Source organism: Actinoplanes derwentensis, from assembly GCF_900104725.1.
Classification (GTDB): domain Bacteria; phylum Actinomycetota; class Actinomycetes; order Mycobacteriales; family Micromonosporaceae; genus Actinoplanes; species Actinoplanes derwentensis.
This window is the reverse complement of the sequence record NZ_LT629758.1, coordinates 10,254,797-10,272,249: the sequence shown is the minus strand read 5'-3', so window position 1 is coordinate 10,272,249 and position 17,453 is coordinate 10,254,797. Positions and strand designations below refer to the sequence as shown.

16 protein-coding genes and 1 pseudogene are annotated in these 17,453 nt (G+C 65.0%); 6 read left to right on the top strand and 11 right to left on the bottom strand.

Features of this window, described 5'->3' with window-relative positions; translation table 11 throughout:
* Positions 1 to 143: 143 nt before the first annotated feature.
* Complete coding sequence (locus BLU81_RS45870; RefSeq protein ID WP_092555837.1) at positions 144 to 923, top strand: P-loop NTPase family protein; 780 nt, start codon at positions 144 to 146, stop codon at positions 921 to 923.
* Positions 924 to 1,022: 99 nt separating this feature from the next.
* Here the strand turns inward: BLU81_RS45870 and BLU81_RS45865 are convergent, their stop codons facing one another.
* A complete protein-coding gene (locus BLU81_RS45865; RefSeq protein ID WP_092558602.1) occupies positions 1,023 to 1,358 on the bottom strand; it encodes a hypothetical protein in 336 nt (111 codons plus the stop codon).
* Positions 1,359 to 1,520: 162 nt separating this feature from the next.
* Here BLU81_RS45865 and BLU81_RS51265 point away from each other — a divergent pair, with 162 nt between their 5' ends.
* Positions 1,521 to 2,366, top strand: coding sequence for a hypothetical protein (locus BLU81_RS51265; RefSeq protein WP_231953843.1), 846 nt, complete (start codon positions 1,521 to 1,523; stop codon positions 2,364 to 2,366).
* Positions 2,367 to 2,424: 58 nt separating this feature from the next.
* Here BLU81_RS51265 and BLU81_RS45855 read toward each other — a convergent pair whose 3' ends face one another.
* The 4 genes from BLU81_RS45855 to BLU81_RS45840 form a co-directional block, all read right to left on the bottom strand.
* The gene (locus tag BLU81_RS45855) at positions 2,425 to 3,090 is read right to left on the bottom strand and encodes a hypothetical protein (protein WP_157752075.1); all 666 of its coding nucleotides are present in this window, start codon (positions 3,088 to 3,090) and stop codon (positions 2,425 to 2,427) included.
* A 92-nt stretch (positions 3,091 to 3,182) separates the two neighbouring features.
* Positions 3,183 to 3,686 (bottom strand): NADAR family protein, encoded by a 504-nt coding sequence (locus BLU81_RS45850; RefSeq protein ID WP_092555833.1) that lies wholly within the window; start codon positions 3,684 to 3,686, stop codon positions 3,183 to 3,185.
* Between the two features lie 195 nt (positions 3,687 to 3,881).
* A complete protein-coding gene (locus tag BLU81_RS45845; protein ID WP_092555831.1) occupies positions 3,882 to 4,553 on the bottom strand; it encodes a DUF6308 family protein in 672 nt (223 codons plus the stop codon).
* Positions 4,554 to 5,373: 820 nt separating this feature from the next.
* Entirely contained in the window at positions 5,374 to 6,015 is a 642-nt protein-coding gene (locus BLU81_RS45840; RefSeq protein ID WP_092555829.1) for an NADPH-dependent F420 reductase, read from the bottom strand.
* Positions 6,016 to 6,241: 226 nt separating this feature from the next.
* Here BLU81_RS45840 and BLU81_RS50075 point away from each other — a divergent pair, with 226 nt between their 5' ends.
* Positions 6,242 to 6,817, top strand: coding sequence for a hypothetical protein (locus tag BLU81_RS50075; RefSeq protein ID WP_231953842.1), 576 nt, complete (start codon positions 6,242 to 6,244; stop codon positions 6,815 to 6,817).
* Between the two features lie 251 nt (positions 6,818 to 7,068).
* On the opposite strand, the gene BLU81_RS45830 is transcribed toward BLU81_RS50075, so the two are convergent.
* Positions 7,069 to 8,301 (bottom strand): ISAs1 family transposase, encoded by a 1,233-nt coding sequence (locus tag BLU81_RS45830; RefSeq protein ID WP_231953841.1) that lies wholly within the window; start codon positions 8,299 to 8,301, stop codon positions 7,069 to 7,071.
* A gap of 52 nt (positions 8,302 to 8,353) precedes the next feature.
* Here BLU81_RS45830 and BLU81_RS45825 point away from each other — a divergent pair, with 52 nt between their 5' ends.
* On the top strand, positions 8,354 to 8,740 hold the full coding sequence (locus BLU81_RS45825) for a transposase (RefSeq protein WP_231953840.1): 387 nt from the start codon (positions 8,354 to 8,356) through the stop codon (positions 8,738 to 8,740).
* Between the two features lie 55 nt (positions 8,741 to 8,795).
* Here BLU81_RS45825 and BLU81_RS45820 read toward each other — a convergent pair whose 3' ends face one another.
* The 3 genes and pseudogenes from BLU81_RS45820 to BLU81_RS45810 form a co-directional block, all read right to left on the bottom strand.
* Entirely contained in the window at positions 8,796 to 11,108 is a 2,313-nt protein-coding gene (locus BLU81_RS45820; protein ID WP_092555827.1) for an NACHT domain-containing protein, read from the bottom strand.
* Complete coding sequence (locus tag BLU81_RS45815; RefSeq protein WP_157752074.1) at positions 11,108 to 13,240, bottom strand: NACHT N-terminal Helical domain 1-containing protein; 2,133 nt, start codon at positions 13,238 to 13,240, stop codon at positions 11,108 to 11,110. Before BLU81_RS45815 ends, BLU81_RS45820 begins: the two co-directional genes overlap by 1 nt.
* A gap of 150 nt (positions 13,241 to 13,390) precedes the next feature.
* Positions 13,391 to 13,735 (bottom strand): annotated as a pseudogene (locus BLU81_RS45810) (integrase core domain-containing protein); the annotation flags it as partial.
* A gap of 13 nt (positions 13,736 to 13,748) precedes the next feature.
* On the opposite strand from BLU81_RS45810, the gene BLU81_RS45805 reads away from it, so the two are divergent.
* A complete protein-coding gene (locus BLU81_RS45805; RefSeq protein ID WP_092555823.1) occupies positions 13,749 to 14,468 on the top strand; it encodes an IS6 family transposase in 720 nt (239 codons plus the stop codon).
* 290 nt (positions 14,469 to 14,758) lie between these two features.
* Positions 14,759 to 15,694: a transposase gene (locus BLU81_RS45795; protein WP_269461124.1), complete on the top strand. Its 936-nt coding sequence runs from the start codon at positions 14,759 to 14,761 to the stop codon at positions 15,692 to 15,694.
* 191 nt (positions 15,695 to 15,885) lie between these two features.
* On the opposite strand, the gene BLU81_RS45790 is transcribed toward BLU81_RS45795, so the two are convergent.
* Positions 15,886 to 16,356: a DUF4259 domain-containing protein gene (locus BLU81_RS45790; RefSeq protein WP_092555821.1), complete on the bottom strand. Its 471-nt coding sequence runs from the start codon at positions 16,354 to 16,356 to the stop codon at positions 15,886 to 15,888.
* 185 nt (positions 16,357 to 16,541) lie between these two features.
* The gene (locus tag BLU81_RS45785) at positions 16,542 to 17,384 is read right to left on the bottom strand and encodes a transposase family protein (protein WP_172890509.1); all 843 of its coding nucleotides are present in this window, start codon (positions 17,382 to 17,384) and stop codon (positions 16,542 to 16,544) included.
* Positions 17,385 to 17,453: the final 69 nt, after the last annotated feature.

Here is a 17,453-nt window from a genome sequence, read left to right as displayed (position 1 = left end):
ATTTGCCGCCGATCGTGCTCGGTATCCGCACGGCAGTCACGTTCTATGGGATCCACGCCATCCGTCGTGCGCTTGCGCCCACAATCGCGTACTTGATCAGAGGGCGCGACCAGCGCTGGTGGTCGTCTGACAGCATGGCGTGAATGGCGACGAGCATGCCGATGTTCTGGGTCGGTGGCGCACCGGGATCCGGAAAGTCGACGACGGTCCGCCATCTTTCTCGCGAGCTCGACCTCGCGTTGCACCCGATAGACGCCTACACCTATGACCACCTGGAACGCCTCGGCGCCATCGGGCCCTCGCTCGATGAGGCGCTCGCCCTGGGTGCGACGATGGCGGCCGACGACTTCGAACGCGTCGCGGCTCTGAGGCTCCCGGCCGTGATGGACGACGTCCGTACCGCTCAGGTTGCGGGGGTGCCGACGCTCGTCGAGGGACCGCAGCTCCACCCCCGAGCGGCGGCAAGGTGGTCACCCATCGGCGCAATCTGGCTGATCACTACCGCCGAGCGCACACGTATGGCTCGACGGGAACGACTCGTGGCGGGTGACGACGCAGCCCGCCGTCGGGTAGAAGCCCTGGTCGAACGAGACCAGGTAATCGGTGCGCGGCTTCGATCAGCCGCCTCGGATGCGGGCCGCGCCGTCATCGAGGTCCCGACCAACGTCGACTGGAGTGACGTCGTGACAGCGGTGCGCGGAGCCGTCATCACCGCCACGGCGCCATTCGCCCGGCTTCGGCCAGGCCGGGAACTAACGTTACGACGACGCCATGAAAATGACGTCGTCCATCGTCAGATCGTGGCGCACGAGCGGCATATAGGCGCGGCCCTTTCGCCGTTTCCTTACGCGTGTATCTGTGGACGCAGCGGCTGCACCGACACGATCGCGGCCACGTCCGCCGAGTACCGAGCCGACGGCTGAGACTCTCCTACGCTTTACCATCAGTCGGCGCGACCCTCCGAAGCCGTCGACGCGCTCACACGCCGCTGATCGGGCGAGTGCGGGCCAGGTCGGCGCCGGCTAAGCCTCGGAAGTTTCAATGACGCCTTGGTGCTCATCACCGGTGTCGAAGAACGCATCGAGGTACGCGGCCGGCTGGAGTGGGCTGTCGCGGAGGAGGGAAAACAGCTCGGCCCCATGGCCGGGTTCGGCGGCCATGGAGTAGACCTGCGCCAAGCCGAGATATTCGCCGGCCAGGTCTGCGACGTACTCGCCGGCCTCAGCCTCGGCCAAGGTCACCGCTTCCTCGGGCGAGATTGCACGCCAGAGCGTTATCCGCTCCTCGTACGTCGTGGGCGCTTCCGCATCAAGCCGGAACAGGCACCGGACCGAAAACCAAGCTTCCTGCTTATCCACCCTCGGAGTGTGCCCTATCAGCCGAACGACGCACTCTCCTGCCGCAAGTCGCGCGTCATCGAGCGTGACGGCCATCCGCGCGGGCCGGGGCACGCTCGTGCCGATTTGAGTGCGCCCCGATATCGCATCGCGTTCGGGAATTTCGCTCACTAGGGTGCGCCTGTGTCATTGACAGACTTGCGTCGTGGTTTCCGCGACGAAGACCAGCTTCGACTCGCCCAGGCGATTGTCATGGGCCACCTGGCTGACGACCGCGAGCAGGAGGAGTGCCGCGTCCTGATGAAGTTCTGGTGGCAATTGGCCATGACATATCAGGAGGTGACCGAGACGGATCTGGACCGGCACGTCAGTCGCGCCAAACGAGAAGCTGTGCAAGAGCTCATCGAGGCGATCAGGAACTCCCCGGAAGCAATCGACGCATGGCTTACTGACGCTCCCCGACGATTTCCGCCCGTCCAGGACAGGGGCTACGAAGCGCATCGTTCGAGCGTGTCACGGACGGATGACGAGGTTGCGGTGGACCTGGCCCGGGCTGGCATCAAGTTCATCGAACGGATCGCAACAGAGATTTCCTACCCGCTGCCCGCCTCCGATCAAGGACCGGCGTCCTGCGGCGCGGAGCACGGTCGGTTCGACTCCGAGCCGCACGAGATCGTGCATGTCGACGCCCTGGACATGCCAGCCAAGGTCAACACGAGCTGGTCGCGCATGGCCAACGAGTTCGGCCTCTTCGACGAAGACCGTGAGTTCCTCCTGGCCGTCGACTACGCCGGCCCTGACACTGCCGAATCCGAACCCCGCTGGGTTCGCGTCAGGCTGGGCGAGGAATGGGACCTGGCCGGCAGCGGCTCAAGCACGCTTCGAAGCCACTTCGCCGGGGTCTTCACCGAACGTTTCGTTCCCGAGTTCACCATGCTGTCCCTCGACCAGGAGATGATGCTGAACACGACGGTGTGGGGTGACGCAACCGTAAGCACCATCGTCATCCGCCCCGATCGACTCGGATGACCCCACTGCCCGGCTAATCCACCTTTTTGCCGCCGAGAGCGTATGCGGAAGGCGCCGATCAGGTTGTGCCGTGGCGTTTGCGGGCTTCGGCCGCCATGAGCGCGGCGCGCATCGCGTCTCGTGCTTCGGGCTCCCACGGCCCGGAGGCGGCCAGGGGAATATCGGTCATGAACCGTCGCTCGGCTTCGGGGATCTTCGCGACGACCAGATCGGGGTCCGTGGCCGCGGTCGCATACAGGTTCGGGCCGTCGGCGTAGAACAGGTCGACGACGACGAGTCGTCCGTCCGCGGCGCGCATGACGTTGGCCGGGTTGTGGTCCAGCGGTCCGCACCAGGGCAATTCTCGCCGGGCCTGTTCGTGGACCCGGCGTACGACGTCAACGAGCTCGGCGACCTCCGGGGCTCGCCTGACGATTGCCTGGTGGAAGGCGACGGCCTCGTCCTCGGCGACGGGCCGCAGCCATTCCATCATCTGAAGGTCGCCGCCTCCGGCCAGCCGGTCGTGGGCGAACAGTTCGGGGACCTGCCGGGTGTGCCCGGCCTGCCGGTACAGGGCCGCGGTGTAAGGGCCTGTCGGGTCGAACGGGCTGATCCGCGCCGCAGTCGCACCGTCCGGCGACCGCAGCGCAATCGCCCAGTCACCGGTGCCGCAGGGCGTCCATCCGGCCGCGAGAAGTGTGCGTTCGACGTCTCGGTGATCAGCGTTGCGGAAGGAGATGGACACGGCCGGATCTTCACCCACTCAGCCGGCGCTGGTCGACCGAGAATTCCATCCCGTGGGGCCTCGGACTATCACGCTGCGTGCTCACCACGGCATCAACCGTCGTGCTGTCGTGCTGATGAGCGGATGCCGCCATGACCCTTGTCGCCGGTGTGTGCCTGGTCGGCGTGAAGCCGGGTACGGGTGCGCATTAGGATCCGGCCGAGCATGTTCCTGCCGACCCCGGACCGGCCACGTCCCCAGTAATGGTCGGTGTCGGTGTCTTCGACGATCTCCTCGTCGCCGGTACCCAGCAGGACCACGCGGATGTCGGCATGGGCGGTGAACTTGGCCGCAACTGCCCGGCGCATCACGTCGTCCTTGACCCAGTCCCAGTCACGGCGCAGCGGCCGGGACCGATCGCGACCCCACTGCGCGGCGCGCAGCGGCGTGGCCGCCCGGCGGATCAGGTCGGCGTGGCGGGTACCGGCGAACTTCTGCGCCTGGAAGTAGTGCTCCGACGTCGGCCACCAGCGGCCGTCCAGGTCGAAGCCGTGCGCGGAGAAGTTCGAGAAGCAGCCATACGGAACCTCGTCGGCACCGTAAAAGTAGATCGTCACCAGGGCCTCGGAACAGAAGGGTCAGGATCCGCACCGTGCCACGGTCACCGGCAACGCCGCAACCGAGTTGCTGCTCCACATCCGGACATGCCGCAGACAAGGCGCGGCCGAGGGCGCCAAGCGCGAACGGGGAGTGATGGTTTACAGCCCATTCGAGGAAGTTGGGCACTCCAGGCGCATCGGCGTCGGCATCGTTTAGAGCTCCACCGCACCACGCTGCGGGCAGGCTGCCGGCTTGTCACGGTGGTGCCCCCTGACGTGCCGCCTCCATAGGACGACATCGAGAGTTCGCAAGATGCTCACCTTGTCATCCACGCCGACGGTCGCACGGACTTCGGCAAGTGCGGCCCGCAGCTCACCGTCGTCCTCGGCGAGCGCGTGGTGCAGCTTCAGCCACACCTGCTTCGGCGCCCCAAACTGGCACCTGACGATCGAGTCGTAGACCGGAATGAGCTTCGGTCGCTTACGAGCCAGGAGCTTGCCGGCGATCACCCACCCGATGCCAGTCTTCTCGTTCCGGTCGTTGAGTAGCCGCCAGGCCTGATCAGCGTGCCCGCCGTCGGCGATCAACTCGTCACCGCTGAGCGCTCCCAGTTCGACATCGATGGAAATCTTCCGCAAGCGGGTGCCGATCTCACGGCCGAGTTGCCCTTCGATCAGCTCCTTGCCGACAGCGAAGGGGACCTGGACGTTGAGCGCCTCAACCGCGTAGAGATCATCTACCGTTATTCGATCGCGAGTCTCAGTACGGTCGCCGCCACCCGCGAACGTCTCGAACCACTGCCCGGTGTAAGCCCCGAGGGCGAAATAGGCCTTGAGATGGTCCACGCCTTCACAGCGGACAATGTCGATCAACTTCTCCGGCATCGGCAGATGCTATCGACAACCTGCGAGCTCGGGATCAGGCCGGACCTGAGATTCCTGAGAAGGTACACCGGAGAGGCCACCCAACGCCTCATCAGTCACGACCGCGTCCCACAGAGCATCCGACCGCTCCTGCAACCGGGGAGAGGTCAGCCGGCGCCCGAACGCTCGACAGAACGCTCCGGCCACGAGGCGAGATACACGGGAGCAGACGTAGTAGATCGATCCCTCGGCACGACGCTGTTGAGCTGTGTAGACATGCTCTTCGGCGCTGTTGAGCGCTGTTCGATAGAGCCCTCCTGTGTGAACGTAGTCCGATCAAGCCACTGACCAGCAAAAACACAGCCTTATCCTGCTCAGCCACCGTCACCCGGCGCCGGTGAACACCGTTCGGCGTTGTTCGGCGCTGCTGATTTCAACCCCGCGTGCTCCCCATCCGATCGTCGGTTTTGGGAGCAGCGCCGCGCCACCCGCCCCGAACGGCCCGATTTCATCGTGGCGGTGCTCCCTACCATCGCTGAGGATGGCCTTTGAACAGGGAAACATCATGGCCGGCGAGGACCAGGTGCTCCCTGTGCCAGGTGCGCCTCGGCACCCACCGCAGCATCGGCTACGACGGTCACCCCACCAGCGTCGAGGTGGCGACCAGCCTCGCGCTGTTCCATCACGCGGGCCCCCGCGCCCTCCGCCCTGGTGGCCGACGACGTCGCGTTCCGGAAGCTGGTCCGGTTCGCTGTGGAGCAACCGGGTCGGTGCATCCAGCCCGGCGAGTGAGGGTTCCGCTGCACCACACCGGCGGGTCGTGCGGCGGAACCCTCGTGGGTCAGATCGTGCGTGGAGCCTTCGCCAGGTTCGCTTCGAGCTCGGCCTTGTCCTGCCGGGAGACATACGCCGGGCGGTCGCGCTCGACTCGCCACGACTCGCTCAGAGGGCTGACGGCGACCGTGTCGAAACCGATCCGGTCGTAGAGGTCGGTGGCGAAGTCGACAGCGTCGGGATGATCCGAGGCCACCACGAGTGCGCGCCGTCCGTGCGTACCGGCCGGGGAGCCGGTGGTGGTGATGTCGACGGCGGTGATGTGGTTGAACGCCTTGACCACCTTGGCATCGGGCAGGTGCTGTTGCAGCAGGCCCGAGGTGGTTGCCTCGCCGCGGTCGAGTTCCCCGAAGCGGCCGTCGCGCTCCCAGTAGTAGTTGTTGGTGTCGAGCACGATCTTCCCGGCCAGCGGCTCGACGGGAACGTCCTTGTACTTACCGAAGGGCACGGTGACGACCGCCACATCACCGGCGGCAGCGGCCTCCTGCGCCGTCGCCGCCCGCGCGGACGGGCCGAGGTCGTCGATCAGGGCGGTGAGCGTCTCTGGTCCGCGCGAGTTCGCGATCACCACGTCGTGTCCCAGTGCGATCACCGCGCGAGCGACCTGGCTCCCGATGTGCCCAGCCCCGATGATTCCGAAAGTCGTCATGGCGAGCAGTAACTCCGGCGTACCCAAACCTATTCCTTCCAGGACAATCGAGCGGGTGGGTTTTAGTGCGCAAGCACCTGACCCTGCGGGTGCCGAGAACCTCATCCGCCCTGGTCACCGCTATCTCGATCGCCCCAGCGTGTGGCCTGGCCCCGGGCTGGTCTCGGGGACCGGACCGGACCTCGACGATGTTTCTCTGCGGAGTGTTCCGCGAGGATGATTGGTTGTGTTGCTGCGACTGGCCTACCTCAGCGTGACCAACGCGCTCGCCCTGCTACGGCTGCTGCCGATGAGCGACCGCGACAAGGACGCCGAAATCCTGGTGCTGCGGCACCAGATCACGGTGCTCGAACGGCAACTCCACGGCGATCGGGTCCGGTTCACCCCGGCCGACCGGGCCTGGCTGGCCGCCCTGCTGCGCCCGTTACCGCGAACCGTGCTGCGTCATCTGCGGCTGTTGGTAAGCCCTGACACGGTGCTGCGCTGGCACCGGGATCTGATCGCCCGCCGGCATGCCCGCCGTTCCCGGCCCCACCGGGTCGGGCGTCCCCGAACGGTCCGGTCGATTCGCCGGCTGGTCCTGCGCCTGGCCCGCGAGAACCCGACGTGGGGCTACCGCAGGATTCACGGCGAACTACTCGTCCTGGGCGTGAAGGTCGCCGCTTCCACCGTCTGGGAGATTCTCAAGGATGCCGGTGTCGAGCCGGCACCGGAACGCACCAGCAGCACCTGGGCGGCGTTCCTACGGTCCCAGGCCCACGCAATCATCGCCGCCGACTTCTTCGCGAGAAGACCACCCTGACCGGCGCCCGTCTCTACGTCCTGGCCGTCATCGAACACACCACCCGCAGGGTCCGGATCCTCGGTGCCACGGAGCATCCGACCGCAGCCTGGGTGACCCAAACCGCCCGGAACCTCGTCATGGACCTCGACGACGCGGGACGCCCGGTGAAATACCTGATCCGTGACCGAGACGGAAAGTACCCGGCCCTGTTCGACACCATCCTCACCGAGGCAGGGATCGGCGTCGTACTCAGCGGGGTCCGGACAGGGCTATTGCGTAGTGGCCTTTTCGCTGTTCACGGTCGGTTTTCCGGTGGTCACGGCGGTGATGAGGTCGTGGGGGCGGTGGTTGGCTTCTCGGGTGGCTTCGGCGATGTTGGTGGCGCCGTTGACGCGGTGGTACCCGACTGAGGTGTTACGGAGGGTGGCGAATACGGCTGGGCCGTTGCCGGTCCAGGCTTGATGCGCGTCTTCACGAAGCGTGACGTCTCGTACGTAATGCAGGCGATTCTCGATCTGCCATTCCGCCCGCGCCCATGCGCCCAGGTCGGAGGGCCGGGCCTGGCCGGCGGGCAGTGAGCTCGTCAGGTACGCCGTTTCGCGGCTGGTCTTGCCCTTGACCGTGCGGGTGCGGGTGATCCGGACGGCCTGCTGCGCGTGGGCGAAGCCCAGCCCACCCGGGGTCGCGACGGTGAGCGCCTTGACCGTACGGGTCTCCTTACGGCCGTGACCGGTGTCGCGGGTCTGCGCTCCGATCGGAACCCTGCTCCAGGGCAGGCCTTTGACCTGGTCGTGAAGCGTCGGCTGGTTGGCTTTGATCGTGACCATCAGATGCGCGCTGTCCGCGGCGAGCAGGTCGGCGTGCCCGACCTGGGCGTGCAGGGCGTCCGCGACGATCAGGACGCCGTCCAGCGAACCCAGCACGGTCTTGACCAGCTGCAGCAGCGGCGTGAACGCCGGGATTTCGTTCGACTTCACCGCGATCTGGACCTGGGCGAGCACGACGCCGGTACTGGTGTCGTACGCGCTGAGCAGGTGGACCTGCCTGCCGTCAGCGAGCCGGGCACCGCGGGCGACCTTGCCGTCGACGGCGATGACCCGGCGCCACCAGTGGCCGGCAGCCGGCACCGGAGCCACCCGGCTGCGCAGCCAGCGGGCCAGGACCTGCGACAACGCTTCGGCGTCGATCCGGATCAGCAGCCGCCACACCGTCGTCGCGACGGGTACCCGGTCATCGAATCCGAGCCGTGCCCAGACAGCGCGGTCCTGGAAACGCACCCAGTCGCAGACCGCGGCGAACGTGCACGCTCCGGCGATCACCGCGCACACCGCCGCCGCCAGGATGGCGACGAGGGGATACCGGCGGCCCCGCGGATCCCGCGGATCCGCCACCGCCGCCAACGCGACGAACAGGCTCCGGCGATCACCATCGGTGACCGCCGTCGGGCACGGCATACCCGGGGGTCGCTGCGGCAGCACGATCTCGGTCAGTGATGATGTCATCAGCGGGTGCGTCCAGTTCTCGATCACGGTTGTCTTCGCAAACACCATGATCATGAACGGGTCGCACCCGTCCTACATGGACCCGGTCTTCTCGCAGAGCTACCTAAAACCCCAGCTCACAGACCCCTTCACCGACTACGCAACCGCCCTGGGGGTCCGGATACCCCGCATGAACTCGATCATGGAACGGTGGATCCAGTCCTGCCGCCACGAACTCCTCGACCGCACCCTGATCTGGAGCCAGACGCATCTGCTCCACGCCCTACGCGAGTACAAGCACCACCATAATCAACACCGGCCGCACCGCGGCATCACCAACGCCCAGCCACTGCAGTCGCTGCCCGAGCCGATCACCGAACCCGTAACCCTCGCCCATCTACGCATCCGCCGACACGACCGACTCGGCGGACTCATCCACGAATACGAACATGCCGCCTGACCAGCACGGATGACATTATCGGCACCCGCAGGATCGTGGCTAATGACCGACGCCCTCATACGGATGGGGAAATGCGAACCGTCAGAGCCGATTCTGGGACCACCAGAGCAAGTTCCAAGAGGCCGGCATCAGGGCGGGTATCGCGCCAAGAAACGATCGCGGCCACTAGGTCACCGGTGGCAATCGGGCTACTAACTAACAGAAATAGGCAGATTGCCATACCGGACGGGATAGCTTGGCCTACAACCTTTGGGTTGCCCTCCGCAAAGGCGAGGCCACCTTCGCGGCGCAGGGACGGTTCGGCCAACAACCATGCCGCAAGGCTGTCGGATACGGCGCCTTCCGATGTATTAAGCCAAAGCTGCCAGGGTGATCCGTTCTTGTCGTTTCGCTGGGCCAAGAGCGTACGGACGCTTTTCACCTGGTCACGCACTCCGGGATTAAGCCGCCGGGCGCCGCGCACGCACTCCTCCAGCACGCTCGCTAGCGTGGCACTCCGAAGGGTGTCCGTCGCGATGCGTTCGGCTAGAGCAGCGACCAGCCGGTCACCCTCGCGGTGCCGCGCCTGTGTCACCGCCATGACCAGGGTCGCACGCCAGAGAGGCTCATGCGCCCGCGCGATCAGCATGTTGAGATCCCCGTCGTGCAGGAAGTGCTGGGCCGCAAGGTATTCCAGGAACGTCAGGTGCAAGAAGCGGACCCGGCCACGCTCGGGCTCGACGAGGACGCCACTCTCGACCAGTAACGAGTTGAGGACCTTCTCTGCTTGCGGGGCATCCATGGTGAGCGTCGACCGAGTATTCTCCAAATGCTCCAGAACGACGTCGATTGGTAGTTCGGTTCGTCCGTTTCGGAGCATGAATCCTGCAAGTTCCTCCAAGAAGATTGAAGCCAACGACCGGGGCAGTCGATCTCGTCCGAGGCCACGCTCTACGTCGCGACGCTCGATCATCATCTCGACGAATGCGGCATAGATCTCGGATCCTTGCAACGGCTCGGAGCCACGGTCGAGGTAGACGCCACAGATAAGCGTGCACATAAGCGGGCTGGAGGAAAGCTCACGTAGCTGAGGGCTGCTCCGGACGAGCCGGACGACTTCTTGGCTAAGCTGCACCGGCGTTCGACGGTCAGACCGCTCCGGCACTGCCGGGCCGACTGCTGCGAACCAGCGGGAAACCAGGTCGGACATGCCCCTGTCGTCGAGCGGATTGAGGTTCGCTGTGGTGAAGCCGAGGTCAGTGAAGAAGGCTGGATCAATTGCCCCGGGCCGAGTTGCCACCACGAATCGGCACTTCGGATAGCGCTCGGCTAGCTGGGTCACCCAATGCCGGATACGTGGAAGCTGCTTGTGTCCGAACTCGTCGAGACCGTCCAGCAAGAGGATCGCTCCGCCGTCTAGGCACCGACGGTCCAGCGCCTCGGGCGCCATGCTGTGGCGGAGCGATGGCCTGGCGTACTGGAGAATGAAGTCGACGGCGGAGCGTGGCTCCTCTGTAGGAAGCTCGCCGAGACGGCTGCCCGGTAGATAGATCGGCAGCAGGCCGTTGTAGGACTCAAGGAGTCCGTCGAGCGCCTTTCGTGCGCTGTCGACGGCGAGCCACTGCAGGAGGGCGGACTTACCCGAACCGGCCGGGCCGGTCAGGAACAATCTAGGAAAGTCAGCGAGCGCCCATTCCACCGGCATGTCCTCGCCTCGAACCGCCACGCGCGGCCGGCTGTACGTACGGCTCAGCGAGAACCGGCGCAGCGCAGCGGGCAGCGTGAATCCTACGATCTCGGCCTGGTCAAGATCAGTCACCACGGCCAAGCGATACGAGTCGACGCCGCCTGACGGCAATTCGCCGAGCCGGGCTCGTAGCGCGTTGCCGATCTCGTCCTCGTCGCGCAGCAGTTCGGCCACGACGTATGGGCTTGACGGGGGGATCAGGGCAGCAGCGGTGAGCAGTACCGCGACAGTCCGGGCGAGAAGGAGGTCGTGGGCAGCCTGCTCCCGCTCGTCGAGGAAGAGGTTGAGATCGGTCCGCCGGTGAATGAGCGCCAACACCCGGCCCTGCTGATACTCCGATTCCTCAAGATCGCTGGGCAACAGAGAAGCGTGATAGAGGGTGCTACGCACCGCGTCGACGACCTGCGAGCGGGAATCCACGTCAAGCTGGTCGTCGCCGGGGTCTGCGGCGAGACCGGCCGCAACGATCTCGGTGAGCGATTCGAGCCGCCGGTTGAGGCGACGGCGGTCCAGAGGATCGGGCAAATGAGCTGCCAAGAAGTCTGCGAGCGGTTCATCAGGCCGCTTCTGCCGCCGCAACCAATAGCTGGTGAGAACCTCGATAACTTCGGAGCCGAGTGTTAAGAAGGGCTGGATTTCCATTAGCTGCGCCCCTCCCTATACCGAATCATCTCGTTCAAAGCCGCCTGCTGCCCGTGATCATCCCATGCCTCGAGCATCATTCGCTGTGTCGCCACCTCGGCCCTGGCTGCAACCGTCGCTACCGCTGCAATGTCTCCCGGCCCGGCTAGTTCGAGTACGGCGGTGGCCGTATGCGGGTCGACTGGCTCCTGTTGGGTGAGCAGGTCCAGAAGGCAAATCCCGACCTTCACGACGCGTGCGACCTGTTCCGGGGTACTCGGCGGGATCAACTCGGCCGTACCCGCCAAAGTCGCCTCTCGGGCGTCCGTTTCGACCTGTCTCATCACGTGCAGCGCGGCGCGCGCTACACCAGGGTGACCGGCGGCCACCAGCCGGCGCAGAAGCTCGCTCGCCGCAGATCGAGGCAGACATGCTGCTGCAGCCACCACGGCCTCCCGCTTGTCACGGACGGTGGCCGCGGCGGCGAGATCGCCGATAAACTGACGCTGCGCACGAAACCGGGCCGCTAGCGCGGCGCGGACACCGTCCTGGGCAAATGCGAGCCGGTCAGGGTTTTCCGCTCGAAGTAACCGGTGCCGGTGGGTCAGTTCGCCGATGCGGTCCGTTGGAACACCCAGCCATGTGGCGGCCTGAGTTGTGGTGAATTCCAAATCATTTTGGACCGAACAGTGCGCCAGCTCAAGCAGGTCGTCCCAGTCATCGTCTGGGACGGGTGCACCCGTATCCAGTAAATCCTTTCCGCTTGTGCCTTGAAGAACGCGCTCGACCAAATCCGCCCGATCGGCCGGGAGGGTGAGTGCTCCAGCTAGGAACTCGCGGCAGAACTGGGTAAGCAAAATCGGGCTGGCGCACAAGCGACGGATGTCGATACATCGACCGACGGCCATCAGAAGCTCGTCGCGCGCCGCACGGACCGCATGGCGCTCTTCCTCGGTGCTGCACTCCTCGGCCACCGCCTCGTGCCAGCGGATCAAAAACCTATCGATCTCCAACGGAGACATCTCCATCAGACGAATCTCCCGCAGTCCCAGTTCTGCCGTCCACGCAGCTGGTACGGCCGACCGGGCGTTAACTATGACGACGCAACCGGCCGCTAGTCCGTCGGAAATCAGCCGAGTCAATTTGTTCAGGCCTGGATGCCCGTCAATATTGTCGAGCAGTAGCAACGCCTTGCCGCTCTGGATCAGGCGCTCCTCCCAGCCCTTAGGAGCACGACTCGCCAAACGCCCATCGAATCGGGCTAGTGCCTCGGCCGGCACCGGCTCGAGGCCGTCGGTCAGGTCAAGGTAGAGCGGGACCCTACCGTGCCAGTCGGCGAGCGCGGTCGGCAAGCCGCCAACCATAGTCTTGAGCGCCAAACATCGGAGCAGGAAGGATTTGCCAGCGCCAGCCGGCCCACGGACAATCCAGCCGCGACCTGCGTCGAACAGCTCGAAGATTCGGCCTCTCGTGCCGTCGAGTTCTCCGCGCGGCTCTTGGAACACTGCGTCTAGAGGAATCTCGATCCGGGTGCCGCTCGGCGTGGTCGTCGCGAGCCGCGGCATCAGCTCGCGCGCCTCGAAGCGGTAGTTCCACGTGAATTCGTCGTCATCCCACTCGGTCTTGCGTCGGAAGAGTCCAACATCCTCAGTCCGGCGACGCTCCAGCAGCTCTCGGAGAATTCGGCCGTGTACATAGCTGTTCCCCAGGAACAGGGCCTCCATGCGGTAGCAGACCTCGGCCAGCAGCATGCGGTAGGCGCCACCAGCGTCCCCAAGCTCGTCCTCCCAACCCGGCGGCGCACCGGTCAGGTAAAGATCATTGAGCCGACGAGCCGACAGGCCAACGTCCACCAGGTTGTCGAGCTGGATGTTGACCGACTCCATCGTGAGAGCGACCATCGCGGCAGCGGCCTCCGCATCGCCGGGAAAGGTCGTCTCAAGATGGCGGAGAGCCCTCTTACTGACAGTGTCGGCGGCCTCGCCGATTTGGATCGTCAGCTCCCTTTCCGGGGCGAGCGCGAACTGCGCCCCCACGGACCAACTGGCCAGCTCACCTGCAAGTGTGCCAACAGGACCAGGGATGAGGGCACCGACCGTCTTGACCACCACATCTGCAATCCGCAGCTTGGTAGCCTTGCTGACGCGGCTCACCAGTGGTCGACCCCTTCCAGCACCTCACGTTAGCCTCACCCATGGTAGGGCCTGTAGAAGGTGCTCGACCCCGCCGCGCGCAGGTTCGCTCCGTCGGGACCTTCAACCGTGGAAAATGGGGTCTGCTGCACGCATAGGTGACAGTTCAAGTCACGCGGCCTGACTGGCCGGTGGAATCATGATGGTTTCGTACTCGACAGGCGTCAACCGGGACAGTGATCGTTGGCGTCGGCGGCGGTGGTAGGTCCGTTCGATCCAGGTGACGATTGCCGTCCTCAACTGCTGCCGGCTCGACCAGTTCCGGCGGTCGAGGACGTTGTTCTGCAGCAGGCCGAAGAAGGAATCCATGGCGGCGTTGTCGCCGGCGGCACCGACTCGGCCCATCGATCCGATCATGTGGTGCCGGTTCAGCGCCTGGACGAGTTTACGGCTGCGGAACGGCGCTGTTGCGTTGAGCGATCGGGTGCTGTGGTGTCGGGTTGGCCGCGTGCTCCGGCACAGTTGATCGGTGAGGTCGTCATCCCGGTCGCGTTCGTGGTTTGCTCCGTCTTCGGCGTTCGCCGGCTTCCGGTTTCCACCGGAGGTGATCGTGATGGCGGTGCGCTGGTACCTGCGCTTCAACCTGTCCTACCGCGACGTCGAGGAACTACTCGCCGAACGCGGCGTGAAGGTGGATCACGTCACCGTGTACCGGTGGGTACAGCGGTTCACCCCACTGCTGGCAGACGCTGCCCGCTTCGCTCGGCGTTCGCCGGGTGACCGCTGGTTCGTCGACGAGACCTACGTCAAGGTCAACGGTGTCTGGCGGTACGTGTACCGGGCGATCGACCAGCACGGCCAGGTCATCGACGTGCTGGTGTCCGCCCGCCGGGACGGTGCGGCGGCCCGAAGGTTCTTCACCCGCGCCCTCGCCACCCTCAAAACGGTGCCTGTCGAGGTGGTAACCGACGCCGCAGCGGTCTACCCCGCCGTGCTCGCCGACCTGATCCCGGCCGCCTGGCATCACGTCGAGCAGTACGCGAACAATCCCGTCGAGGCCGATCACAGCCGGCTCAAACACCGACTCCGATCGATGCGCGGATTACGCACCGACCGTACCGCCCAGACCATCATCGCCGGACACGCCTTCGTCCAGAACCTACACCGAGGACACTACGAACTCGCCGCCGACGAACACCCTCGACTACGAGTCACCGTCGCGTTCGCTGAACTCACCACGGCGATCTGACCACGCCACCTGGCCGGGCTGAACGCGTCTCCCGATCCAACAACGCAACGGAGCCCCCGACCCCGCCAGCCGCCACCGCATCGAAGAGATCCGCGACAACCTACACGCCCGCATCACCGAAGCCCGACACGAAGGCTGGCTCGGCGAAGTCGACGGACTCCAGATCAGCCTCGCCGGAGCCCGCCAGAAACTCGACCAGCTCGACCAGCTCGCCGCCCAACGCGACACCGTCAACCTCGGCATGCCCAGCTACTCCAACATCGCCGGACGCGCCACCCAAAACACCACAAATCAATAGCTCAGAGAACAAGAAGGGTTACGGGTTCCATCCGCTCGGCGCGTGGTGCTCGAACACGGCGGAGTGTCTGGCCATGCTGCTGCGATCCGGTAACGCCGGGACGAATACCGTCGCTGATCACATTCGGGTTCTCGGCGACGCGATCGATCAGTTGCCCGTCGCCTACCGGCGCAAGATTCTCATCCGTATCGACGGGGCCGGCGCCACCCACGAGTTGCTCGAGCACATCGAGGCGATGAACCGGGCATGGCGCAGTGTGAAGTTCACCGTCGGCTGGACGATCACCGACGCCGACGAGGCTGCGATCGACCGGTTGCCCGCCGGCGCGTGGGGCGACAGCCTCAACCAGGACGGCACCGCCACCAGTGACGCGCACGTCGCCGAACTGACCGGCCTCAACCAGCGCCTGCACGCATGGAGCGGCCGGCTTCGGCTGACCGTGCGGCGCACGAAGCCTTCGGCCCGGCACGCCAAGAAGCTCACCGACCTGGAGAAACGCACCGGCTGGCGGTACCAGATCGTGGCCACGAACATCGCCCGCATCGCCGGGGTGCCCGGCTCTCACCAGCCGCAATGGATCGATGCGCTCCACAGGGCTCACGCCGGGGTGGAAGATCAAGTCCGCGCGGGAAAGGCGATGGGCCTGCGCAACCTGCCCAGCAAAGCCTGGACCGTCAACCGCGGCTGGGTACTGGCCTGCAACATCGCCGCGGACCTGACCGCCTGGACGAGATTGCTCGGCTTGCACGACCGACCGGACCTCGCCCACGCCGAACCCGACACGCTGCGCTACCGGCTGCTGCACCTACCCGCGAAACTGGCCACCCACGCCCGCCGCCGAGTCCTGTCCATCTCCAGCACCTGGCCGTGGGCTGATGCGTTCACCCTCTGCTGGCAACGCCTGACCCAGCTACCAGCAGCCACCTGACCCGCAAATCCCAGCACCTACCAGCAGAAAGGCCGCTTCCCGAGGACCGGAGACCTCGCGCGTCCACAGCGACACGTGGTGATGCACCGCCCGAAACCAGCGGACAAAACGGTCAAGCCGAAACGTTCAGGCAGGGATCAAAACCCTCTGACGGATTGAGGTCAGGTCAGAAATAATCTCGTGCTGGCGTGCTAACGAACAGCACGCTCGAGTACGGCAATAACTTTGCCCACCTCCTCCAATGCTAGTTCACGGTCCCTGTCGCCCCACACACTGCGCCAATCGCTATCCACCGCGGTCACATGATTAACGGACCTAAGCGCTAGTTCAATAAGGTCCACTCCTGGCGACCGCAATAAAGCCGGGAACCATTCGTCGTTAGCATATTGTTGATCGTCTGGGTCAATGCTGGCTGACAGGCGTTCATCAGCGTCTGGGAGTTCTATGACCAGCGCCAAGCCGCCTGGCAGCACGATTGCGAGTAGTGTCGCCGCGGCGATCACTTCGTGCGCCAGTGGTGCGTTGTCGGGCGCGGATTCAAGTCCCTCCGTTAAGACCTCACGGATCTTTTCGGCCTTTGCGGCGGAATCTAGTTCACTGATCTCCTCTAGTATATCCAAGGCTAGGTCGTTCTGAAAAGCCGCTTGACCCCATGCGCCCATAATTATATTTGATCCTTTCCCGAAACGCTTCTGAAACTACCTGAGGAAATGCATATTTTTACCAATTCTTGTAAGGCAGTAGAGGCTTTATACTCTCCATCCATGGCGATCCTGGCTGGTGGCGCGATTCCCGAAGACCGACCGTCACTACAGGGTATACACGATTCACCATAACTGAACTGATCTCAGCAAGATCCGGTTAGGTATTTGTATTCGAAATGGGTCAGGTGCAGCGCGGCGGCGACGACATCGCCGGTGCGGCGTGGGCTTATCGTGGTGCGGCGCAGGGCTTTCCAGCGTCCGACGAGGATCGCGAAGCCGCGTTCGCCCTGCCAGCGCAGACCGCGTAGGAGCCGGTTGTAGGCGCGGTTGTCGACGGCGAGGGGTTTACCGTCGGCCGGTTGCTTGATTGGGGTTTTGATGCCCTGACCAGTGCTTTCGTAGCCGGAGTCGGCCAAGGCCGGCAGGTCGAGTTCGGCGGCGGACCAGTTCAGGGCGGCGGTGACGCCGAGGTCGCGGGCGCAGCTGGTGTCGTGCAGATGCCCCGGCATCGCCGCCGATGTCCAGATCGGCAGTCCGTCCGGGCGCATGATCGCCTGAATGTTCGCGCCGAAGTCGCGGTGCTTTCCGGAGAACCAGGCGTCGATCGTCTTTCCCTTGACCGACAGGGTGGTCTCGGTCAGCCGGTCGCAGTCGAACAGTTTGCCGTCGAGGATGACGTACGACCAGCCGTCGGCGGCGACCCGCTTCAGAGCGGTGTGCAGGTCCTGTGCCTGGGCGGCGAGCACCGCGATGCCCTCGTCGCGGTAGCGGTACGCGGTCGCCCGGGAGACCCCGAAACCGGCGCCCAGCAGTGTCAGGTCTTCCTGCTTACGGAACCAGACGAGTACGAGTAACGCCTGGTAGAAGCAGGTCAGCGCACGTGTCTTCTTCCGCGTGCCACGGGCGCGGCGCTCGGCATGGAGCAACCGCGCCACGTACTGCACCAGTTCCCTCGGGACGTCGACCATGGCACGATAAGCCAGCACGTGGAGCCCTCTCGAAGACGTGGATCTGTCGCAAGACCTGTCTATCGATGGCTCCACGTCTTTTTCGAG

Excerpts from the sequence above, each read along its gene's own strand:
- BLU81_RS45870 (WP_092555837.1), top strand. The coding sequence starts at position 144 with ATGGCGACGAGCATGCCGATGTTCTGGGTCGGTGGCGCACCGGGATCC.
- BLU81_RS45845 (WP_092555831.1), bottom strand. The coding sequence starts at position 4,553 with ATGCCGGAGAAGTTGATCGACATTGTCCGCTGTGAAGGCGTGGACCAT.
- BLU81_RS45840 (WP_092555829.1), bottom strand. The coding sequence starts at position 6,015 with ATGACGACTTTCGGAATCATCGGGGCTGGGCACATCGGGAGCCAGGTC.
- BLU81_RS45830 (WP_231953841.1), bottom strand. The coding sequence starts at position 8,301 with ATGACATCATCACTGACCGAGATCGTGCTGCCGCAGCGACCCCCGGGT.
- BLU81_RS45825 (WP_231953840.1), top strand. The coding sequence starts at position 8,354 with ATGAACGGGTCGCACCCGTCCTACATGGACCCGGTCTTCTCGCAGAGC.
- BLU81_RS45820 (WP_092555827.1), bottom strand. The coding sequence starts at position 11,108 with ATGGAAATCCAGCCCTTCTTAACACTCGGCTCCGAAGTTATCGAGGTT.
- BLU81_RS45790 (WP_092555821.1), bottom strand. The coding sequence starts at position 16,356 with ATGGGCGCATGGGGTCAAGCGGCTTTTCAGAACGACCTAGCCTTGGAT.